We start from the raw sequence: 22125 nt of genomic DNA on the forward strand, positions 1-22125 counted from the left end.
GCGTAGACGACCAGAGCAAGGAGCATGTCCGGGTCGTACGCCGCCCGCCCGACCCCACCCGTGCGGTACCGGGCGTGCAACCCCGAGGTGTCGAGCTCGGCGACCACGTCCAGCAGGAACCACACCAGATGATCGTCCGGGAGCCAGTCGGTCATGTCCGGAGGGAGCAGGAACAACTGATCCCGCCGGACCGGCCGGTACCCACGTGCCATAAACCCGATCATCCCGGACAAAACATGATCACCCGGTAGCGACACCTCAATTTGCGACAGGCTCTCCGACGACCGAAATCCTTCGTTCTTGCGCGTTGCCAGGCAAAACTRCGCCCCTTTTGTCCATCTTGAGGTGGATTGCTGGTGCTGCGCGGCGGTGCGGGATCCCCTGGGTGGGATCGGCGGGCGCCTTCGGCGAGGACTCCTCGACCAGAAGGATCGGCCGGGTAGTCGCCACGGTCACGATCGGCCCGAGGTGACAACGGGCGTAACACTGTGTTTTTAGAGTGGGCGGCAGACCGTCGGGCGGTCCAGGCCGACCGGCAGTTCCTGGATCTGCGGTTGCCCGTCGTCCACGGCCGTGCCTGGCCCGGTGGGTGTGGGTGCCGAGGCGTCGCTGGAGGCAGTGGATGGGATCGTCCGTACTCACACCGTTCGCCGAGCCCGGGGTCTTCCGGGCCGGTGCCCCTGGCGCGGCCAGTGCTCCGGGCGCGGCCGGTGGGCCGGGCCCGGAGCCGACGCCGGCCGCGGACCGGGCCGCGGAGCGGGCGGGGGTTCGGGCCGCGAACCCGGCTACGGACCTGGATCTGGATGAGATCGAGGCGTTCTACCAGCAGCACGGCTTTGTGATCCTGCGTGATCTGCTGGGGGAGAAGCTCATCGCCCGAATGGAGCAGGAGTGCGAGGCCGCGCAGGCCGGTGTGCTCACCGGCGACCTGTCGGCCCGCTACGGCTCCACGCAGTACCTCAACGACCAGTACCTCGACGATGCCGCGAAGGCCGAGCGGTTCGTCAACTACGTCGAGCACATCCAGGAGCTCGCGCCCGCCGTGGGTGAGGCGGCCGACGGCCCGGTCCTGACCGGGGTGATCCGCCGGCTGATCGGCGCCCGGATCTGGCTCAGCGGCTCGGAGCAGACCGGAGTCGTCTACCAGGACGCCCGACCGGGGCGGGAGTCCGGCTACACCCGCATCGGCTGGCACTCCGACTGGCAGGCGATGCCGAGCCTGGACGTCTGGCCCGGTCTGGCCATCACCGTCCACATCGACGCGACGAGCCCGGCCAACGGCTTCCTGCGGGTTGTGCCCGGAAGCCACCGGTGGGCCACACCGGCCCCCTACCGCAACGTCAACGGGGTGCCGGTTCCCGCCGACGCCCGCCCGACCGGGGGATACACCGACACCGCCCCGCCGTTCGAGATGCCGTTGGGCTTCGAGAAGGTGCCGGGGGAGATCGCCGTCTACGCCGAGCGGGGAGACGTCCTGCTGCATGACGGCTACCTGTGGCATTCGGCGGCGCGGGCGACCGACGACGACACCAGGCGCCGCCATGTCCGCGGCTCGTTCTTCGCGGGTGAGCAGGCGGCCTACCGGCGGCAGTTCATCAAAAACGCCGCACGCTGATGCCGGGCGCCGGCGCGTGCCGGCTGGCCAGGTGCTGTTCGCGCAGGTGGTGGACGTCCTCGGGAGGTAGCTCGACACCGCGTGGCATCAGTAGATAGGCGTGCGGGGCGATCCGCTCGATGTGCCCGGACAGCGCGTAGACGGCCCCGGCGGCGAAGTCCAGGAACCTGCGCTCCAGGGTTTCGCCGCCGTGATCGAGATCCACCAGCATCGGGATGCCGTCACACAGCCGGTCGACGGGCTGGCGGAAGTCGTCGTAGGTCGTCGGGGCGATCGCGGGAACGGTGGCTCGCGTCCGGGCTTTTCGGGGCGTGGTCGCGTCCATCGATGTGCCTCTCTTGTGCCGGGCCATGGCGGGCAGTCCACATGATTTCCGACAGAACGCGGCGCCGGAGGGCGACACGCCGGGACGGGACCACTGCCGGAAGCGGACCGGCGGCACGGCGGCGCTCGATGACCGGTCGGACCCAGCCCCAGCCCAGTCCCAGCCCAGCCTCAGCCCAGTGCAGGCCCCGCGCCGCCGGACTGGGCGAACTGGCCCGGACGGGCGCCTCAGAACAGGAAGTAGCGCTGGGCCATCGGCAGCTCGGTGGCCGGCTCGGGCTCGATGGCCTCGCCGTCGACGCGCACGGTGAACGTGTCCGGGTCGATCCGGATGTCCGGGGTGGCGGTGTTCTCCGGCAGGTCCGCCTTGCCGCGGCGGCGGACGTTCGCGGTGGCGACCATCGGTGTGGCCAGGCCCAGCCGGGTGTCCAGACCGTCCTCCAGCGCCGCCGGCGCGACGAACATCAGCGAGCCGGCCGCGGCGGGCCCGGGGGCCGCGCCGAACATGGGCCGGGGCAGTACCGGCTGCGGCGTCGGGATGGAGGCGTTCGCGTCGCCCATCGCCGCCCAGGCGATGAACCCGCCCTTGATGACCAGCGACGGCCGAACCCCGAAGAACGCCGGCTCGTAGAGGACCAGGTCGGCGAGCTTGCCGACCTCGACCGAGCCGATCTCGGCCTCCAGGCCGTGCGCGACTGCCGGGCAGATCGTGTACTTGGCGACGTAGCGCCGGGCCCGGTTGTTGTCGGCGGCGCCGTCGCCGGGCAGTGGCCCGCGGCGGCGTTTCATGACGTGGGCGGTCTGCCAGGTGCGCAGCACGACCTCGCCGATCCGTCCCATGGCCTGAGAGTCCGAGCCGATCATCGAGATCGCGCCGAGGTCGTGCAGGACGTCCTCGGCGGCGATGGTGGACGGCCGGATGCGGCTTTCGGCGAACGCGAGGTCCTCGGGCACCGTGGGGTTCAGATGGTGGCAGACCATCAGCATGTCGAGGTGCTCGTCGAGGGTGTTGACGGTGTGCGGCCGGGTCGGGTTCGTCGACGAGGGCAGGATGTTGCCGTGGGAGGCGACGGTGATGATGTCCGGCGCGTGCCCGCCGCCGGCGCCCTCGGTGTGGTAGGCGTGGATGGCCCGGCCGGCGATGGCGCCGAGGGTGTCCTCGACGAATCCGGCCTCGTTGAGGGTGTCCGAATGCAGCGCGACCTGCACCCCGGAGGCGTCGGCGACGCGCAGGCAGGCGTCGATGGCCGCGGGGGTGGTGCCCCAGTCCTCGTGCAGCTTGAAGCCGGCGGCGCCGGCGCGCAGCTGCTCCCACATCGCCGCTTCGCTGACGGTGTTGCCCTTGCCGAGCAGGGCGACGTTGACCGGCCAGCCGTCCATCGACGACAGCATCCGCTGCAGGTACCAGGGTGACGCGGTGACCGTGGTCGCCTTGGTGCCCTCCGCGGGGCCGGTGCCGCCGCCGATGAGGGTGGTGATGCCGGCGCCGAGCGCCTCGGGGACCTGCTGCGGGCAGATGAAGTGCACGTGGGTGTCGACCGCGCCGGCGGTGAGGATCTTCCCGTTCCCGGCGATGATCTCCGTGCTGGGTCCGATGACCAGATCCGGGTGGACGCCGTCCATGATGTCGGGGTTGCCGGCCTTGCCGAGGGCGACGATCCGCCCGTCGCGGACGCCGACGTCCGCCTTGACGACACCCCAGTGATCGAGCACCACCGCACCGGTGATCACCAGGTCGGGCGCGCCCTCGGCCCGGGTGGCGCGGGCCTGGCCCATCGACTCGCGGATGACCTTGCCGCCGCCGAACACGGCCTCGTCGCCGGTGGCCGCGTGGTCCGGGCCGCGGCTGAGGTCCTCGGTGACCTCGATGAAAAGGTCGGTGTCCGCGAGGCGTACCCGGTCGCCGACGGTCGGGCCGAACAGGGTCGCGTACCGGGACCGCGGCAGCTCGGTCATCCTCGCCCCTCTCCAGGCTCGGTTTCACGCGTACCGGTTGGGTGCCGGTCGGCGAGCGGGCCGGCCCATTCCTGGCGTAGCCCCGGCACGACCCGCGCGCCGACCAGCTCGACCAGCTCGACCTCGCGCTCGGCGCCCGGTTCGAAGCGCACCGCGGTACCGGCGGGGACGGCGAGCCGGAAACCCCAGGCCGCCTCCCGGTCGAAGTCGAGTGCCGGGTTCGCGGCCGCGAAGTGGTAGTGCGATCCGACCTGGACCGGCCGGTCGCCGGTGTTGCGCACGACGAGGGTGCGGGTCGGCCGGCCCGGGTTGAGCCGCACCGGGTCGGCGGCGGTGACGATCTCGCCGGGGATCAAGGGATCGGCTCGTGGACTGTGACGAGCTTCGTCCCGTCCGGGAACGTCGCCTCGACCTGGACCTCGGCCAGCATCTCCGGGACGCCTTCCATCACGTCCTCCCGGGTGAGCACGGTCCTCCCGGCGGCCATGAGGTCGGCGACGGTGCGCCCGTCCCGAGCGCCCTCCAGGAGATAGGAGGTGATCAGCGCGGTCGCCTCCGGGTAGTTCAGCCGCAGCCCGCGCGCGCGGCGCTCGCGGGCCAGGCCGGCGGCCACATGGATGAGCAGACGTTCCTGTTCATGCGGGCTCAGCAGCACGATCGCGGAGCCTACACGCACCGCACACCGCCACCACAGTGCCACCATCGGCACCGGTGTGCCGTGCGCCGATACCGGCACGCCACTGATGGTGAACCTGGCCGCAACGAGATCAGACGCGCTGTGTCGATCGCATGGGCGCGAGCCATGTATTCATTTCGGATCGGTTTCGAACGGTTGCCGTTCTGGTGACATCGCCGACCTCTTGATCGGTTTTCTCCGGCTCGGTCGGTGATTTCCGGACGGGTAGGGTATCTCCCGTCCTCATGGTGGTTACTGGCAATTCACGTGACCGCGATAACTCGGATACGCGTGCTTTCTAGCCTCCGTGGGACCGCCCGGGCCGGCCGGATGGGAACGGTGCGGCGGGGGGCCGTGGGCGCGTTCGATCGGGGGCTTTCGATGGGGGCTAGTGTGGCAACAGGTAGCACCAGAGGTCTGGATCGGCGCGGTTTCCTGCGCTCGGGTCTGGGGGCGTCGGCCGGGGCCGCGCTGCTCGCGCTCGGCGGCGGGAGCCTGCTGGCCGCCTGCGGTGATGACGACAGCGAGGGTGCGGCTGCGGGGGGCGGCGGCTTCGGCACGCTCGACATGCGCCTCTCGTGGATCAAGAACGTCGAGTTCGCCGGCGCCTACATCGCTGACCAGCGCGGTTACTACCGGGAGGCCGGCTTCTCCAAGGTCAACCTGATGGCCGGTGGTCCGTCGGCGACGCCGCAGGACACCGACGTGGCGACCGGGAAGGCCTTCATCGGGATCTCCGCGCCGGATATCACCGGTAACGCCATCCTCAACGGCGCGCCCATCAAGATCATAGGTGCGCAGTATCAGAAGAACCCGTTCGCGATCGTCTCCATGGCCGACAAGCCCCTCTCCGGCCCCGAGGACATGATCGGGAAGAAGATCGGCGTTCAGGCGACCAATGAGAGTGTTTGGTCGTCCTTCCTCAAGGCCAACTCGATCGACCCGTCATCCATCGAGAAGGTGCCGGTCGAGTTCGACCCGCTGCCGCTCACCACCGGCACGGTGGACGGCTGGTTCTCGTTCGTCACGAACGAGCCGAACCTGCTGCGGGTGAAGGGTTTCGAGGTCACCTCGTTCCTGCTCGCCGACCACAACTACCCGCTGGTCTCCGAGACCTACATGGTCCGTACGGAATCGATTGAGAAGGAGCGCGACAAGATCAAGGCGGTGCTGACCGCCGATATTCGTGGCTGGAAGGACTCGTTGGCAGATCCGACGCTCGGGGCGCACCTGGCGGCGACTGTCTACGGTAAGGACCTCGGCCTGGACGAGGACGAGCAGGTCCTGGAGAGCAAGGACCAGAACAAGCTGGTCCTCACAGATGACACCAAGGCCAACGGCCTGTTCACGATCACCGACGAACTGGTCGAGGAGAACATCCGGACCCTCGGGATCGCTGGCGTGGCCATCACCGCGGAGGAGCTGTTCGACTTGTCGATCATCAAGGAGATCTACGCAGCGAAGCCGGACCTGGTCTGATGACCCCGGCCATGCCTGCAACGGCTCCCGGCCTGGCCCCGGACCCGGCGGGCGCATCCGACGGATCCGGGGTGAGCGTGGCCGGGCTCCGCAAGGAGTTCCGTATGGGCCGCGGCCAGGTCGTCGCGCTCGAGAACGTCAACCTGTCGACCGCGGCGGGCTCCTTCCTGACCCTCATCGGGCCTTCGGGCTGCGGCAAGTCGACCGTGCTGCGCATCCTCGCGGACCTGGAGGCGCCCACCGAGGGCCAGGTTCTCGTGCACGGCGAGGCACCCGCGGTGGCACGCCGGGCACACCACCTGGGCATCGCGTTCCAGGACTCGGCCCTGCTGCCATGGCGGTCGGTCGAGGCGAACATCCGGCTCCCGCTGGAGGTCAGCGGGATGAAGGCCGACCGAAAGGTCATCAGTGACCTGATCTCGCTCGTCGGCCTGACCGGGTTCGAGCGGGCCCGGCCGGCCCAGCTGTCCGGCGGTATGCGCCAGCGGGTCGCGATCGCACGGGCCCTCGTCGTCGAGCCCAAGGTGCTGCTGCTCGACGAGCCGTTCGGCGCCCTGGACGACATGACCCGCCAGCGCCTCAACTTCGAGCTGCTGCGGATCTGGAGCGAGCGCGCGACGACCACGGTGCTGGTGACGCACTCCATCCCGGAGGCGGTCATCCTCTCCGACACCGTCGCCGTGATGAGCGCCCGGCCCGGACGGATCGCCGCCCGGGTCAGCATCGACCTGCCGCGCCCGCGGACACCGGAGATGCTGCGTACGGCGCGTTTCCACGAGTTGCACGACCTGCTCTCCACCGTCCTGTTCGCCGGGGCGAGTCCCGGTGAGCCCGCGCAGGCCTCTGGATGAGCGATCCGAGCGCGCCGCCCGAGGTTCCCGACCTGGTTCTGAGCGCGTCGTCGGCCTCCTCACCGGCCTCCTGGGTCTCGGTCTCGGTGCCGACCACCGACTCGGACCCGCGCGAGGGCGACACCGGGCCGGACGCGGCGGCCGGCACGACAGGTGCGGTCGGCCAGACGTCCGGACGCACAGGCGACCGGGTGGCCGGACGGGCGGACGGCCCCGCGGCAGCCAGGCGAGCGGGTGGCCCTTCAGCGGCTCGGCCGGCGGCGCCGGGGTGGATCGGCGGCGCGATCGGCGTCGCCGGTCTGATCGCACTGTGGTGGCTGCTCGCGGTCACCGTCCTTGATCGTGGCGGTGTCGTTCCGACGCCGTGGGAGGTCGCCCGCGCGCTGTGGGAGGACCGGCAGCTGCTCTGGCGGTCGGCCACCGCGACGGTGTCGATCGCCGCGCAGGGGTGGCTGGTCGGCAACGGCCTGGCGATCGGGCTGGCGATCCTGTTCTTCGGTGTTCCCGTGGTCGAGCGGGTGCTGCTCCAGATCGGTGTCGCCTCCTACTGCCTGCCGATCATCGCGATCGGCCCGATCCTGACCACCGTGTTCGACGGCAGCACCCCGCAGAAGGCGCTCGCCGGGATCTCGGTCTTCTTCACCACGCTGGTCGGTGCGCTGCTCGGCCTGCGGGCCCCGGACCAGGCCAGCCTGGACGTCATCCGCGCGAGCGGCGGCAGGGTCATCGACCAGATGCGCTTCGTCCGCCTGCGCGCCGCGTTGCCGAGCACGTTCGCGGCGCTGCAGATCGCGGCCCCGGCCGCGATCCTGGGCGCGATCATCGGCGAGTTCCTCGGTGCCGACCGTGGCCTGGGCATCGCGATGGTCCACTCGCAGCAGGCCCTGGAGGTTCCCCGCACCTGGGCGCTGGCAATGGTGGCGTCCGCCATCGCCGGCCTCGGCTACGCGGTGACGGCCCTGCTGGCCCGGCTGCTCATGCCGTGGGCTCCCCGCGGCAATCCCGGAGGTGCCCGATGAGCACGGCCACAGTCGACGCGGGCGCACCGTCACCGCCACCGCCACCGACGCCGTCGCCGGCAGCAGGGGCCGCGGCCGTGGCCCGCGGTCGGCGGGGGCACTCGGTCGCGGGCACGATCGCCACCCGGATCGGGCGGACGCTGCTGTCCGTGGTCGCCTCCACCGGGGTGATCATCGGTCTGTGGTACGCGTTCATCGAGGTCTTCGACCTCAACCCGCTGGTCGCCAAGGACCCGCAGGCGGTCTGGCAGTACCTGTTCACCGCGCCGGACGCCACCGAGAACCGCGACGTCATCCTGGATGGCCTGTGGCACACCCTGGGTGACGCGGCGGTCGGGTACGCGGTGGGAACAGTGGCCGCCCTCGGCATCGCGATCGCGTTCGTGCTCAGCCGTTCGGTCGAACAGGCCCTGATGCCGGTGGCGATGATGCTGCGGTCGGTGCCGCTGGTCGCGATGACGCCGCTGCTCACCCTGATCTTCGGCCGCGGCCTGTTGGCGGTCTCCGTGATCGCGGGAATCGTCGTGTTCTTCCCGTCCCTGGTCAACCTGGTCTTCGGGCTGCGGTCGGCGTCCAGCGCGGCGGCCGATCTCGTGCTGGCCTATGGCGGCGGCCCGTTCACCGTGCTGCGCAAGGTGTCGCTGCCCAGCGCGCTGCCCGCGCTGTTCGTCTCGGCCCGGATCTCCGTGCCGTCCGCGGTCATCGGCGCGCTGCTCGCGGAGTGGCTGGCCACCGGCAAGGGGCTCGGCTACCTCATGCAGCGTTCGCAGCAGACGTTCGACTACGGCGGGGTGTGGGCGGCGACCGTGCTGATCACCGTGGCGAGCGTGGCGATCTACGCGCTGGTCGGGTTCGTGGAGGCCGTCGTCCTCGCCCGCTACGGCCCGGCGCCCTCCCGGCGCGCCTGAGCCGTCCCGGATGGGGCTGGGACGTCCGACGGGATGGGTCGCCACGGTTACGCAGGATGGTCACCACGGTTACGTAGCCGCCACTGGTTACCCTTGGCGACCGTCCACGCCTGTTTTTGGTCACCCACTGTGATGTGGCGCATATTGCACTGCTTGCTTTGGGCCACCTGACCACGCGAAGTCCCCGTCTCGTACGAGAATGCGGGTGTAGAGCAGTGCGTCGGAACGTGCCTGGGTGGTCGCGTGATGGCGTGGTCAGTGAGCCTTTTCCATCTCACGCCTGTCGGGCGCTGTCGCGCCAGGCCGGAGCCGAGGATGGAAAAGGCTCATCGTCGACCCGTCCCAACGAAGTCTCAGCGCGTGCATTCGTTACCGGGTAGCCGGCGGGGCCGGCCGGTGAGCTCCGGAGGGCGTCATGGCCGCTGAGCGGGACGTCGACCCCGTGGTCGACGCCTTCTACCCCTGCGCGCCTCCCGGCGGTGCGCAGGCGGCCGCGGCCGTGCCGGTGGCCACCCCGGTCGCCGCGTCCATCTCCCCTCCGCCGGTGTCAGGCGCGCCGGGAGCCGGGCCTGATCGCCCTGTTGTCGGCCCGCTCCCCGGCCTTCCCCCGCTTGCGATGCCGCTGGCGGCACCGGGCGCACGGCGAGGGCCGGCCCGCCGCCGTCCCGCACCGCGCGACGGCGGGACCGCCGGCCACGTCAGCGCGACCGGCCACGTCAGCGCGACCGGCCACGTCAGCGCGACCGGCGGCGCGCTGCTCGCGCCGCGCCCACACCTGACCTCGGCAGCCGCGCGGGCCGGCGAGTCCCTCGGGCCGTCCCCGGCCGAGATCGAACGTCTGCGGGCCATCGCGCTGGGGCAGGCCGAGGCCGACTTCGCCATCCGCGGCGGTGTCGTGCTGGTCGTCCAGACCGGTGACCTGGTGCGGCGTGACGTGATCATCGCGGGCCGCTACATCGCCGCGATCACCCGCCCCGGCGCGTTGGGGGCACGCCGAAGCCTCGACGCGGCGGGCCGTTTCGTCCTGCCTGCCTACGTCGACGCCCGGACGTCGGTCGAGCGCACCCTGCTCTCTCCCGGGGAGCTCGCCAGGCTTGTCGTGCCCCGCGGCACGGTGACCGTGCTGACCGATCCCGCGCAGATCGAGCAGATGTACGGCACGCCGGGCCGTGCGCTGGTCCTGGGCACCGGAACACCGATGCGGGTGCTGCCCCGCGGGCCGGTCGAGGCGTGGGGCGCTGATCCCGCCGAGCCCTGGACCGGTTCGGCCACGGAGTCCGGTGCCGGTGTCGCCGCTGCTGCTGGTGCCGGCATCGCTGGTTCGGGTGCCGCTGGTTCGGGTGTCGCTGGACCCGGGGTCAGCGTCGGTGTCGGGCCCGGTGTGGACAGCGGGTTCATCTCCCAGGCCGTGCCCCGGCAGGTGAACCCCCTCGAAGGCCTGGCCGGTGGGCTTCCGGCCCCCCCGCAACGGCCCGTTCCGCTCACCGCGCCCGTGCCGCACCTGGTCACCGCCTTCCCGGGCCTGGAGATGCCGGCACCTCCGCTGGCCGGCGCGTCCGCGTTCCCCCACCTCGACGACCAGGTCCGGGCCCAGATCCGGGCGGGCGGCGGTGTCGGCACCGCGGTCCTGGCAGCCACCCTCGATCCGGCCCGCGCCTTCGGCCTCGATCACGTGCTCGGCCTGATCGCCCCGGCCCGGCTCGCCGACCTGCAGATCGTGCGGGACCTGACCGCCGGTGTCCCGCCTGACGTGGTCATCGCCGGCGGCCGGATCGCGGCCGAACGCGGTCGCGCGCTGTTCGACAACCTCGATGTCGCGCCGGACTGGGCCCAGTCGTCCGTACGGCTGCCGGCGGGGCTGTACACCGGATCCTTCACCTCGCCCTGCATGCACTGGGGCGGGCGCCGGGACACCAGCCTCGGTGTCGTCGACGTGAGCGTGCCCGGTGACGGCGGCATGACGTCCGCCGCGCTGCTGGCGCCGGTGCCATCCCCGGTGGTCATCGACGCGTCCGGGGGGCAGGGGGACCGGCCGCGGGTGAGCGTCGTCCGGATCGAACCGACCCTGCGCGACGGTGTCGTCGTCGCCGATCCGTCCCGGGACCTGCTCAAGATCGCGGTTCTGGATCGGACGGGGCGCGCCGACCGGGTACGGGTCGGCATGGTGCGCGGTATCGGGCTCACCCGGGGGGCGCTGGGGGCGTCCGCGGCTTCGGCCCCCGGTGACCTGGTGATCGTCGGGGCCGGCGACGCGGACATGCTGACCGCGGCCCGGGCGCTCGAGGGGATGGGCGGCGGGTTCGTCGTCGTGGACCGTGGCTGGGTGCTGGCCGCCTGCCCGCTGCCGGTGGCGGGCCTGATGAGCGACGCCCCCTGGGAGGCGGTGCTCGGTCAGCTCGCGGCGGTCGACAGCAAGGCCCGCGAGCTCGGCTGCCGCCTCGCCTCACCGCTGCGCACGATCGCCCGCCTCGGCCGGGAGCTGTACATCCGCCCCTGAGCCGGACAGGCGCTCAGATTCCGGGGGCCGCCTGTGCCCCGGAAGCCGCTCGCGCCCCGGAGGCCGGGCTGGGCTCGGAGGTCGTGCGGGGCTCGGAGGAGGCGCGCGACCCGGTAGCCGTGCGCGGCCCGGGGGCCGGGCGGGGCCGCAGCTGGGACGCCGCCTCACGCAGCGCGCGCCGCACGTCGGGGGACGGCGCCCAGACCCGGGTGCCACGGTCGCCGTCGATGGCCAGCAGGCCGCGGCCGACCATGCCGGTCAGCTGCCGGCGGGCCTGTTCCTTGCCGGTGCCGAGCAGCTCGGCGGCGTCGGCGGTGCGCAGCGGCCCGTCGCGCAGGGCGGTGGTGAGGACGAGCAGGTCGGGCAGCTCCAGGGGGCTCCCGGCAGACGAACGGCCGAGCGCGAAGTGCGCGAAGGCGAGATCCGCCTCCTGGGCCGGCAGGACGGCGATCACACAGTCCGCCGTCGAGCGGTGGAAGTCCGGCCCGGCGAGCCCGCCGGCCAGCTGCGCCGCGTAGGCGCGGCGGATGCCCCGCCCGGACCGCTCGGTGATGCCGGCCCGGCGGAACGCGTCCGCCAGCAGCGGGCTGCGCGGCCGGGGCGGCCGTACGGACAGCGCGGACGTGTGCGGCGCACGGCCGGCGTCCACGAAGCCACCGGGACTGGTGATCTCGATTCCCTCGCTGGTCCACTGCGTGTGGACGGCGCCGACGGCCCGGTAGTCACGGTGCACGAAGGCGTTGGCGAGCAGCTCACGGAACGCCTGTTCGGCGTAGGCGGGCACGCTGGTGCGAACCAGCTCGTAGCGAATCTCCCGGCCGGGATTACGGGCCCGGAAACGGGCGAGCAGCTCCTCGGTGAGGCGAAGCAGCGGCCAGCGGAAGAAGTCGTTCATCCGGGCGCCGGGCTCACCGGCCGCACCAGGCTCACCGGTCTCCGGGCCGATGACCTGGATGGCCGCCTCGTGCTGGGGAACGTGGCGGTGTACGGCCTCCGGCCGCCCGAACAGCAGCACGGCGCCGGCGAGGACCTGCGGGTGGCCGCCCTCGGTGACGACCACTCCCAGCGAGCGGGCGATCTGCTCGTCGGACATCGTCGCGAGCGCCCCGTCGCCCTGGCCACCGGCGGCCCCGACGAGCCGGCGCAGCCGGTCGAACTCCCGCGGGTCGAGATCCTGCCAGCCCGCGGACGTGCGGCGGGCGGCGAAGTCGGGATTCGGCGGCGGGCCCGGCGTGGCCCGCGCGTTCTGCACGGCCGGAACCGGCGGGTTGGAGAACACACAGGTGAAGCCAGGACCGGGCCGCCCGCCCGGCAGGTCGTGGCGGGGAAGGGTTTCGTCGGGGTCGCTCATCGACTCGCCTGACGAATCGGTGCTGTTCTGCACCAGGCACCACCTTCCGCCACCGGCCCGCCCCCGAGCGCCCGGGTGACCACTGGTCGCCCGGTGTCGCGGCCTGATCACATCGTAGTCGGGGGACCCGGCCGACCGGGGCGGTTCCGGTGTCGGATATCCGCGGCATCGCCTCGGTACCGGGGGCCGACCTGCCGTCCGCCGGACACCTCCGTACTGAGTCTTCTCCGATGGCAGAAAAGGCCTACTGCGCAGCGCAACATTTTCGCCGGTCGGTGACAGACCCTGCACGAATTGGCGTGCCGCTATGTTTTCAGCCCTGAACCAAGGGATTCTCAGTGCTGATCTTTTCCGTCGCCGTAACGTGGCGGCACTATCGTCGGCCACATGACGACGCCTGGGGGTCCGCCGACCGTCATGCACAGGCCGCGAACCGTCGGCGAGGCTGTCGGGGCGCTCACCGCCGAGGCGGGCGCGGGCCGGCGCGTGTGGCTGTTGGCCGGTGGCACCGATCTGGTCCCCGCACTGCGTGCCGGCAGCCGGGAGCCCGCGGTGATCGTCGCGCTGCGCCGGGTGCTGGAGCTGCGGGCGCGCGGCGCCGGTGCGGACACGCTCACGGTCGGCGCCGGTGTCACCTACGCCGAGCTGGCGGGCTGGTCGCTCGCGCCCGGGCTGGCCGCGACGTCCCGGGTGGTCGGGTCGGTCCAGATCCGCAACTGCGCGACTGTCGGCGGTGCGCTCGGCTCCGCCAACCCGCGCGGTGACCTGCTGACGTTTCTCACCGCCGCGGAGGCCGAGATCCTGCTCGCCTCGGCGCGCGGGCCCCGTGCGACCGGCATCGCGGCTTTGCTGCGCGACGGCCTGGAGCCCGGCGAACTGGTCACCGCGGTGCGGATCGCCCGCCCGAGCGGCCCGCAGACCTACCTCAAGATCGGCGGGCGGCAGGCGGCGTTTCCCGCGCTCGTGTCCTGCGCGTTCCTGGTGGACAGAGTGCGTCAACGGGTGTGCTGTGCGGTGAGTGGCGTGGCGGCCGGGCCCTGGCGGGTGACCGAGGCGGAGCGCCTCGCCGGCGAGGAGGTCGACTGGTCGACCGGAACCGCCTCCCCCGCGGTTGCCCGCCGTTTCGGTGAGCTGGCGGCCGAGGTGCTGCGCGCGGCACCGCCGTTGCCCGAGGACCCGCGCCACCCGGCCGACTACCGGTCGCACGCGGGCGGTGTGCTCGCGGCCCGGGCGTTCGCCCGGTGCCTCGGGCCGGCACGGCATGAGGAGGCCGCGTGAGCACGGGTGGCGTGGGCCCTGACAGCGCCGGCGTGGGCGCGGGTGGGGGCGGCGTGAGCGCGGGTGGGGGTGCGGATGCGGATGCGGTGAGCGCGGGTGTGCTCTCGCTCTCCTACCGCCTCAACATCGACGGTGTGCGGCGTGTCGTCGCCGACGCCCGGATCGAGGAGTCGCTGCTCACCGTCCTGCGGGAGCGGCTCGGCGTCACCGCGGTGAAGGACGCCTGCGAGCAGGGCAGGTGCGGTTCCTGCTCCGTCCTGCTCGACGATCGGCTTGTGCTCGCGTGCACCGTGCTCGCCGCGGACGCCGTGGACGCGCGTGTGGTCACCGTCGCCGGTCTCGGTGCCGGCGGGCCCGCGGCCGACATCCAGGCGGCGTTTCTGGCGCATGGCGCCGTCCAGTGCGGGTTCTGCACCCCGGGCATGGTCGTGGCGGTCACGGACCTGCTCGGTCGCCGACCGGGTGCCGACGAGGACGAGATCCGCGACGCGCTCGCCGGGAACGTCTGCCGGTGCACGGGCTACGGCCGCATCATCGCGGCGGTGCGGGACGTCCAGGCCAGCCGGGCGCAGGCCGCCGCCACCACGGGGACCGTGAGATGGACGAACGGCGCATGACAGGCGAGGCGGGCATGGCCGGGCGGATCGGTGTGGCCGGCGGCCACCGGGGCGTCGGGCGCTCGGAGCCGCGGCCCGACGGGGTCGGCAAGGTCGAGGGGCGCTTCAGCTACGTCGGTGATCTGAGCGTGCCCGGCATGCTGCATGCCCGCACCCTGCGCTCACCGCACCCCCGGGCGCGGATCAGAAGGCTCGGCACCGCCGCCGCGGCGGCTCTGCCCGGGGTGGCCGCCGTCGTGACCGCGGCCGACGTCCCCGGGCTGGCGACGTACGGGCTCATCGTCAGTGACCAGCCGGTCTTCGCGGCGGCCGAGACCCGCTATGCCGGCGAGCCGGTGGCGGCGGTGGCGGCGGTGGACGCGGCGACCGCCCGGCGAGCCCTGGCCGCCATCGAGGTCGAGTACGAGCCGCTGCCGCCGCTCGTCGACCCCGAACGCGCCCTCGAACCGGGTGCGGAGCTCGTCCACCCGGACGGCAACGTCTTCCGGGAGATCACGCTGAGGCACGGCGATCCCGCAGTCGTTGGGAGCGTGGTCGTCGAGGACAGCTATGTCGTCGGAATGCAGGACCAGGCCTTCCTGGCCCCGGAGGCGGCGCTCGTCGTCCCGGCCGCCGACGGCGGGATCGACCTGTGGGTCGCCACCCAGTGGCTGCATTCCGACCGCGAGCAGATCGCCGCCTGCCTCGGGCTGCCCGAGGCGCTGGTCCGGCTGGAGCTGGCCGGGATCGGCGGCGCGTTCGGGGGGCGCGAGGACGTGACCCTGCAGATCCACGGCGCCCTGCTGGCGCTCGCCACCGGTGCGCCGGTGCGGATCGCCTATGACCGGGTCGAGTCGTTCCTGGGACATCCGCATCGCCACCCCGCGCGGATGTGGTTCCGCCACACCGCCACCCCGTCCGGTGACCTGGTCAGCGTCCAGGCCCGGGTCGTGATGGACGGTGGGGCCTACGCCTCCTCGTCGCCCGCCGTGCTCGCCAACGCCGTCACGCACGCGGCCGGCCCGTATCGGGTGCCGCACGCGCGGCTGGACGGCCTCGTCGTCCGGACGAACAACCCGCCGTGCGGTGCGATGCGTGGTTTCGGCGTGCCGCAGGTCGCTTTCGGGCATGAAGCCCAGATGGACCGACTTGCCGACCGGCTGGGCATGGACCCGGTCGCGCTACGGGTCCGCAACGCGCTCGTGCCCGGTGATGTGCTGCCGACCGGGCAGGTCGTCGGGCCGCCACTGCCCGCGCGCGAGGCCATCGAGGCGGTCGCGGCCCGCCCGCTGCCGCCCCGCCTGACCGAGGACACCCCCCGGACGGCCCGTCCCGGCGGTCGCGCCGCCGGGGCGCGGATCAGCCGGATCCGCCGCGGGGTCGGCTACGCGCTCGGCTACAAGAACCTGCTGTTCTCCGAGGGGATGGACGATTCGTCCACGGCGCGGATCAGGCTCGCCCTCGACGACGCCGGGCAGCCGTTCGCCACCGTCCACAGCGCGTGTTCCGAGGTCGGGCAGGGGTTCGTCACGATCGCCGGGCAGATCGCGCGCACCGAGCTTGGGGTGGAACGGATCGAGCTGCTGCCCGCCGACACGCGGGTCGGCAGCGCCGGGTCGACGAGTGCGTCCCGCCAGACCTGGATGAGCGGCGGTGCGGTGCGCGGCGCCTGCGTGGCCGTGGTCGACCGGCTGCTGGCCCGGGTCGCGCGGGCGCTGGGCCTGCCGGCGGAGGTCGTCGAGTCGCCGCGACGGGCGCTGGTGATCGACGGGGGAGAGATCATCGGCGCGGAGACGGGGACCAGGCTCGCCCTGACCGAGGCGCTCGCGGCCGGTCCGGTCGAGGCCGAGTACACCTTCCACCACCGGCGCACGACCGCGCTGGACGAGCATGGCCAGGGTGATCCGCACGTGGCCTTCGCCGCGGCCGCGCACCGCGCGGTGGTCGACGTCGACCCTGACCTCGGCCTGGTGCGGGTCGTCGCGCTGGCTCTGGCACAGGACTGCGGCACGGTGATCAACCCGCTGTCGCTGCGCGGCCAGGTGGAGGGCGGCACCGCCCAGGGGCTGGGGCTGGCGGTCATGGAGGAACTGGTCACCGTGGGCGGTGTGGTGACCAACCCGACCCTGCACGACTACCTGCTCCCGACCGCCGCGGACGTGCCGGCGCTGGACTTCGTCGCACTGACCTACCCCCAGCCCGACTCGCCGTACGGAGCGAAGGGCGTGGGGGAGACCCCGACCTGCACGGCCACCGCCGCGATCGTGGCGGCGATCCGGGATGCGGTCGGCCGCGACCTGCGCCGCGTGCCGGTGCGCCCGGTCGACCTGGTGGACCTGGCAGGCCGGGACGACCTGGCAGGCCGGGACGACCTGGCAGACCCGGACGACCCGGTGGGCGCGGCGCCGGCGGCCTCCGCGGATCGGCCCGACGCCGCGCACAGGGCCACGGCCACGGATGGGCCGGACGCCGTGGGCTGGCCCGAGGCCGTGGTGAGGGAGGGACACCGATGAGCGGTATGCCGGGGCCCGGTCGGGCGGTGCTGCCCGAGGCGGTCGAGGTGATCCGGTCGAGCCGGGTCGTGCTGCCGGGCGGCGAACGCCCCGCGGCCGTGCACGTCACCGACGGCCGGATCACCGCCGTCACCGCGCCGGCGGACGTCCCCGCCGACGCGGCGGTCACCGACGTCGGGGACCTGGTGCTCATGCCCGGGGTCGTGGACACGCATGTGCACGTCAACGAGCCGGGCCGCACCGAGTGGGAGGGCTTCGCCACCGCCACCCGGGCCGCGGCGGCGGGCGGCGTGACGACGATCATCGACATGCCGCTGAACTCCATCCCACCCACCACGTCGCTGGAGGCCCTGACGGTCAAGCGCGCCGCCGCGGCCGGGCAGATCGCGGTCGACGTCGGGTTCTGGGGTGGCGTCATCGGCGCCGACGCGCGCCGGCTGCACGACCTCGCCGAGCTGCACGACGCCGGCGTCTTCGGCTTCAAGGCGTTCCTGGCCCCGTCCGGGGTCGAGGAGTTTCCGCACGTGAGCATGGACGTGCTGGCCGCGGCCTCCCGGCACACCGCCCGGATGGGCGCCCTCACGGTCGTCCACGCGGAGTCGCCGGCGGTCCTGGCCAGTGCGCCCGCCGCGGCGGGCCGGGCCTTCAGCAGCTGGCTGCGGTCCCGTCCGCCGGCCGCGGAGAAGGCCGCGGTGGCCTCCCTGGCCGCCCTCGCCGCGTCGACCGAGGCCCGGCTGCACGTGCTCCACCTGGCCGCCGCCGAGGCGCTCGACGACGTCGTCGCCGCCCGCGAGGCCGGCCTGCCCCTGACGGTGGAGACCTGCCCGCACTATCTGACCTTCGTCGCCGAGGAGGTCCCCGATGGTGCCACCATCTTCAAGTGCGCCCCGCCCATTCGTGAGCGCCCGAACCTGGATCGGCTGTGGGACGGCCTCGCGGCCGGTCTGTTCGCCGGGGTGGTCACCGACCACTCGCCGGCGGCCCCCGCGCTGAAGTCGGTCGAGACCGGGGACTTCGGGACCGCCTGGGGCGGCATCGCCTCCATCCAGCTCGGCCTGCCCGCGGTGTGGACCCAGGCCCGCCGGCGCGGCCACAGCCTGGTCGACGTCGCCCGCTGGATGTGCTCGGGCCCGGCCGACCTCGTGGGCCTGGGCACTCCCGGCCCAGGCGAGGACGGCGGCGGCGGAGGCGGCGGAGGCGGCGGCAGCGCTCCGGCCGGTTCCAAGGGCCGCATCGCGGTGGGCGCGGACGCCGATCTGGTCGTCCTCGACCCCGACGCGAGCTTCGTTGTCGACCCGCAGCTGCTGAGCCACCGCCATCCGTTGACGCCATACGCTGGACGAACGCTCGAAGGAGCGGTGCTCGCGACCTATCTGCGGGGGCATCGCGCCGACGGCGACCGGCCGGTCCGAGGCCGGCTGCTCGCACGGTGAGACACGGTCAAGATCGGTGAAGCTCGGTGAAGCAGGGAAGCATGTCGAAGGAGTTCTCGAATGTCTGATGCGCCCGACCTGACGAACCTCGTCGACCTGGCCGCGGCCCGTTTCGGGGGCTCGGTCGTGGCGGTGAACGACGAGTTCTTCGCGCACGCGGAACGCATGCTCCTCCCGGAGGCCCCGGTGGTCCGTCCCGGGGTGTTCACCGAGCGGGGCCAGTGGACCGACGGCTGGGAGACCCGGCGCCGCCGTGACCTGCCCGGTTCGGACTGGGCGATTGTCCGGCTGGGCGCGCCGGGCATCGTGCACGCCGTGACCGTCGACACGACCCACTTCACCGGCAACGCTCCGGAGGCGGTCGAGCTGCACGGCGCGACGCTGGCCGGCTATCCGTCCGCCGAGGAGGTCGCGGAGGACTCGGTCACCTGGGTGCCGCTAGTGGGCCGTACGCCGGTGTCGGCCGACGCGGTCAACGTCCTGGCCGTGCCCGAGGAGGCACGGTTCCGGATCAGTCACCTGCGGCTGACCATCCACCCGGACGGTGGGGTGGCCCGCCTGCGGGTGCACGGCGTGGTCGTTCCCGACCCGCGGCTGCTCGACCGGGTGACCTCGGATCTCGCCGCCGCCTACCTGGGCGGTGTCGTGGTCGCCGCCAGTGACATGCACTACGGCGACCGCCACAACCTGAACGCCTCCGGCGAGGCCCGGGTCATGGGCGAGGGGTGGGAGACCCGGCGCCGGCGCGGCGAGGGGCACGACTGGGCGGTGGTGCGGCTGGCCACCGAGGGCACCGTGGTGCGGGCCGAGGTCGACACCCGGCACTTCCGCGGCAACGCGCCCCGCGCGGTCGCCCTGTGGGCGGCGAACGCCCCGGAGGCGGGGGACGGCGAGGTGGCCGCGGCGGGCCTCGCGGCGGTCCCCGAGTGGCGCCCGCTGATGCCCCGGACCAGGGTCCAGCCGAACACCCGGCACCTTTTCGACCTGGAGGTACCGGCCGAGGCCACCCACATCCGGGTCGACGCGATCCCGGACGGCGGGCTGGCCCGGCTGCGGCTGCTCGGCAACCCGACGGCGGCCGGTCGTGAGGGGCTGGCCATGCGCTGGTTCGACTCGCTGGCCACCGCGGCCGCCCGGGAGGAGCTCCTGGCCTGCTGCGGCTCCGAGGACTGGGCGGACGCCGTGGTGGCCCGCCGGCCCTTCGGCACCCTCGCGGCGCTGTTGCCCGCCGCCGAGCAGGAGTGGTGGGCGCTGCCAGACTCGGCCTGGCTCGAGGCGTTCACCGCGCATCCCCGGATCGGGGAGCGCCCGGCCCCCGCGCCGACGCCGCCCACGTCGTCCCGGGCCACCATCGTCACCATCGACGCCCCCAGGCGTGAGCAGGCCGCGCTCGACCAGGCGAGTGCCGAGGTCCGCCGCGCGCTCGCGGAGGGCAACGCCGCCTACGAGGATCGGTTCGGGTTCGTCTTCCTGGTTCGGGCCGCCGGGCGTGGCGCCGAGGAGATGCTGGACCTGCTTCGCGAGAGGATGGCCAACGAGCCCGACGCCGAGCTTCGCGTGGCGGCCGGTCAGCAGGCCGAGATCACGGCGCTGCGCCTGCGCCACCTGATCACCGGCGAGTGACCGCCGTCGCCCGGCCCCGGGCGACGTGACGGCGACGTGACGAGGCCGCGGCGCAGCTCCGGCTTCGCGGCGGCCGGAGAAGGCGGTGCCTGTGAGCTTGTCGACCCATGTGCTGGACACCGGCGTCGGGAAACCGGCCGTCGGGGTTCCGGTCCGTCTCGAACGGGCTGTGCTGACCCTCGACGGTGAGGTGAAGGGCTGGCGCCCGGTCGCGCAGGCCGTCACGGACGGCGACGGGCGGGTGGCGCAGCTGCCGGCGGACGGCGCCGGCACCTGGCGGCTGCTGTTCGACACCGCCGGGCACTCGGCCTTCCATCCCGAGGTCGCGGTCGCGTTCGTCATCGAGGACGCGGCCGAGCACGTCCATGTCCCGCTGCTGCTCGCGCCCTTCGGATACACCACCTACCGCGGCAGCTGACCGCGCACCCGGACAGCGACGGCGACCGGCGACCGGATTGCTGGCTGACAAGATCTGACGATTTTGGCTGTCGCTGTCAGAGCGTGGTGGCGGAACCCGGCGGAGCGGCGGAGTCCGCTCGCGACCGCGCCTGGTGGTTGCTACCGGACAAGATCAAGGGATTTTGGTCGTCCTGACGACCAAAATCCCTTGATCTTCCCATTCTTCAGCGCCCCCGACTCCTCACGGTCGCCGGGTAACAGCGGGTGGTGTCCGCATCCCGTCACAATCCCCAGGTCGGGTCAGCCCGGTCGGGCCTCGGGCGGCCGCCCACCCAGCCGGGAGACCGTCGCGCGGTCCAGACCGGCGGTGCGCAGCCGCGTGTCGTCCAACAGATGCGCGTCGAGCGCGCGCAGCACGTGGCCGGCCAGGGCCCGTGCCGTCGCGGGTTCGTCGGCGACGGAGCCCGAGGCGCGTGCGGCGGTGTAGTCCGCGAGCCGGCGCAGCGCGTCGGGGAGCCCGCGCAGCAGGCAGCCCGCGACCGCGGCGTGCCGGCTGACGAGCTGCGCCGGGTGCAGGTCCCAGCCCTGGTAGAGACCTCGTGACCAGGCCCGGCGGACCAGCTCGCCGTGACGGCGCCAGCCGGCGTGGACGTCCGCCGCCGCCCCGACGGGCAGCAGGTTGGAGGAGCCGTCGGCGACCCGGACGCCGGTGCCCGCCGCCGCGAGCTGCATCAGCGCGGTGGCCAGCTCCACGGCCGGATGATCGCTGGCCTGGTCGGCCGCGGAGATGCCGAGCGCCGCGGAGTAGTCGTAGGTGCCCACGTGCAGCCCGGTGAGCCGGCCGGGCGCGGCGGCGACCAGCGCGGGCAGGCCCATCACCGCGGCCGGCGTCTCGACCTGGATCTCCAGCGCGACGGGCCCGATACCGAGCTGGTGCTCAAGGGACGTCAGGACGTCACAGAAGACCACCACCTGCTCCGGCGCACTGACCTTGGGCAACGTCACCACCAGGCCGGGTGGCGGTCCGTCGTCTCCGGCCAGGGTGGTGAGGAAGAGGTCGAGGCTGCGCAGCCCCCGAGCCCGCACGGCCGCGTCGAGCGATTTGGGGCGCAGGCCGTAGCAGGCGGGCAGCGTGCCGGCGGCGGCCGCGGACCGCATCGCCCTGGCCGCGGCTACGGCGTCCGCGTCCTCGGCGCTGTCGGCGCGGATGCCGTAGCCGTCCTCCAGGTCGACTCTGAGGTCCTGGACCGGTTCCGCTGCCAGGGTGCGGCTGACATGCGTGTACACGTCCGCGGCGAGGGCCGCGGCCGACCCGCCCAGGGTGACCAGCGCGAGCGTGTCGGGATCCGGTGCGTGCCGGGTGAGCGCTTCGCGGGCCGCGCGGCCCCATTCACCGACGATGTCCGGGTGAACCCGGTCGGCCGGGACGTAGCAGGTGTGCACCGGCTGACGGGTGCCGGGATCGCCCGGGTGGCGGGCCGCCAGTTCGGCGTCGAGACGGCCCAGCGTCGCGGTGAGCGCCGCGGTGGTGTCGGCTGACAGCGTCGGCACGACCGCACCGTCGGGTCGGATCTGGGGACGTGCCTGCACCGTGGGGAACCTCGTTC

The 22125-nt window shown here is 73.1% G+C and carries 18 protein-coding genes and 1 pseudogene; 12 read left to right on the forward strand and 7 right to left on the reverse strand.

The window, feature by feature from the left end; translation table 11 throughout:
- A pseudogene (locus CcI49_RS26180) lies at positions 1-212 on the reverse strand (IS256 family transposase); the annotation flags it as partial.
- 410 nt (positions 213-622) lie between these two features.
- Between CcI49_RS26180 and CcI49_RS26185 the strand changes: the two are divergent.
- Positions 623-1615 (forward strand): phytanoyl-CoA dioxygenase family protein, encoded by a 993-nt coding sequence (locus CcI49_RS26185; RefSeq protein ID WP_076830278.1) that lies wholly within the window; start codon positions 623-625, stop codon positions 1613-1615.
- Here CcI49_RS26185 and CcI49_RS26190 read toward each other — a convergent pair.
- The 4 genes from CcI49_RS26190 to CcI49_RS26205 form a co-directional block, all read right to left on the reverse strand.
- Positions 1596-1940 carry a cell division protein SepF gene (locus CcI49_RS26190; RefSeq protein ID WP_054565376.1) on the reverse strand — a complete coding sequence of 115 codons (345 nt, stop codon included), beginning with the start codon at positions 1938-1940 and terminating at the stop codon, positions 1596-1598. The two genes, CcI49_RS26185 and CcI49_RS26190, sit on opposite strands and share 20 nt — an antisense overlap.
- A 227-nt stretch (positions 1941-2167) precedes the next feature.
- Positions 2168-3895, reverse strand: a complete 1728-nt coding sequence (locus CcI49_RS26195; RefSeq protein WP_076830281.1) for an urease subunit alpha — start codon at positions 3893-3895, stop codon at positions 2168-2170.
- A complete protein-coding gene (locus tag CcI49_RS26200) occupies positions 3892-4251 on the reverse strand; it encodes an urease subunit beta (RefSeq protein ID WP_054564588.1) in 360 nt (119 codons plus the stop codon). Before CcI49_RS26200 ends, CcI49_RS26195 begins: the two co-directional genes overlap by 4 nt.
- Positions 4248-4550: an urease subunit gamma gene (locus CcI49_RS26205; protein WP_035952877.1), complete on the reverse strand. Its 303-nt coding sequence runs from the start codon at positions 4548-4550 to the stop codon at positions 4248-4250. Before CcI49_RS26205 ends, CcI49_RS26200 begins: the two co-directional genes overlap by 4 nt.
- A 402-nt stretch (positions 4551-4952) precedes the next feature.
- Between CcI49_RS26205 and CcI49_RS26210 the strand changes: the two genes are divergently transcribed.
- The 5 genes from CcI49_RS26210 to CcI49_RS26230 all read left to right on the forward strand — a co-directional run bounded on the left by CcI49_RS26210 (position 4953) and on the right by CcI49_RS26230 (position 11325).
- Entirely contained in the window at positions 4953-6050 is a 1098-nt protein-coding gene (locus CcI49_RS26210; protein ID WP_054565375.1) for an ABC transporter substrate-binding protein, read from the forward strand.
- Between the two features lie 11 nt (positions 6051-6061).
- The gene (locus CcI49_RS26215; RefSeq protein ID WP_063793006.1) at positions 6062-6901 is read left to right on the forward strand and encodes an ABC transporter ATP-binding protein; all 840 of its coding nucleotides are present in this window, start codon (positions 6062-6064) and stop codon (positions 6899-6901) included.
- Positions 6902-7173: 272 nt separating this feature from the next.
- Positions 7174-7920 (forward strand): ABC transporter permease subunit, encoded by a 747-nt coding sequence (locus CcI49_RS26220; protein WP_076830594.1) that lies wholly within the window; start codon positions 7174-7176, stop codon positions 7918-7920.
- Entirely contained in the window at positions 7917-8828 is a 912-nt protein-coding gene (locus tag CcI49_RS26225) for an ABC transporter permease subunit (RefSeq protein ID WP_076830284.1), read from the forward strand. The genes CcI49_RS26220 and CcI49_RS26225 overlap by 4 nt, the downstream gene beginning before the upstream one ends.
- A gap of 415 nt (positions 8829-9243) precedes the next feature.
- Positions 9244-11325 carry an adenine deaminase C-terminal domain-containing protein gene (locus CcI49_RS26230; protein ID WP_076830288.1) on the forward strand — a complete coding sequence of 694 codons (2082 nt, stop codon included), beginning with the start codon at positions 9244-9246 and terminating at the stop codon, positions 11323-11325.
- A gap of 13 nt (positions 11326-11338) precedes the next feature.
- Here the strand turns inward: CcI49_RS26230 and CcI49_RS26235 are convergent, their stop codons facing one another.
- On the reverse strand, positions 11339-12709 hold the full coding sequence (locus CcI49_RS26235) for an ATP-binding protein (protein ID WP_076830292.1): 1371 nt from the start codon (positions 12707-12709) through the stop codon (positions 11339-11341).
- A 354-nt stretch (positions 12710-13063) separates the two neighbouring features.
- On the opposite strand from CcI49_RS26235, the gene CcI49_RS26240 reads away from it, so the two are divergent.
- From CcI49_RS26240 to uraH, 6 genes are all read left to right on the forward strand, one after another.
- Positions 13064-13954: an FAD binding domain-containing protein gene (locus CcI49_RS26240; RefSeq protein WP_076830295.1), complete on the forward strand. Its 891-nt coding sequence runs from the start codon at positions 13064-13066 to the stop codon at positions 13952-13954.
- A gap of 86 nt (positions 13955-14040) precedes the next feature.
- The gene (locus tag CcI49_RS26245) at positions 14041-14571 is read left to right on the forward strand and encodes a 2Fe-2S iron-sulfur cluster-binding protein (RefSeq protein WP_241840259.1); all 531 of its coding nucleotides are present in this window, start codon (positions 14041-14043) and stop codon (positions 14569-14571) included.
- Positions 14568-17063: a xanthine dehydrogenase subunit D gene (pucD, locus tag CcI49_RS26250; protein WP_076830598.1), complete on the forward strand. Its 2496-nt coding sequence runs from the start codon at positions 14568-14570 to the stop codon at positions 17061-17063. Before CcI49_RS26245 ends, pucD begins: the two co-directional genes overlap by 4 nt.
- Complete coding sequence (allB, locus tag CcI49_RS26255; RefSeq protein ID WP_076830298.1) at positions 17060-18496, forward strand: allantoinase AllB; 1437 nt, start codon at positions 17060-17062, stop codon at positions 18494-18496. Before pucD ends, allB begins: the two co-directional genes overlap by 4 nt.
- A 60-nt stretch (positions 18497-18556) precedes the next feature.
- A complete protein-coding gene (locus CcI49_RS26260) occupies positions 18557-20119 on the forward strand; it encodes an allantoicase (RefSeq protein WP_054564581.1) in 1563 nt (520 codons plus the stop codon).
- 91 nt (positions 20120-20210) lie between these two features.
- On the forward strand, positions 20211-20537 hold the full coding sequence (uraH, locus tag CcI49_RS26265) for a hydroxyisourate hydrolase (protein WP_054564580.1): 327 nt from the start codon (positions 20211-20213) through the stop codon (positions 20535-20537).
- A gap of 281 nt (positions 20538-20818) precedes the next feature.
- On the opposite strand, the gene CcI49_RS26270 is transcribed toward uraH, so the two are convergent.
- Entirely contained in the window at positions 20819-22069 is a 1251-nt protein-coding gene (locus CcI49_RS26270) for an aldolase/citrate lyase family protein (protein ID WP_076830604.1), read from the reverse strand.
- Between the last annotated feature and the right edge of the window lie 56 nt (positions 22070-22125).

Origin of the sequence: Frankia sp. CcI49 (assembly GCF_001983215.1) — a bacterium.
GTDB classification, from domain to species: domain Bacteria; phylum Actinomycetota; class Actinomycetes; order Frankiales; family Frankiaceae; genus Parafrankia; species Parafrankia irregularis.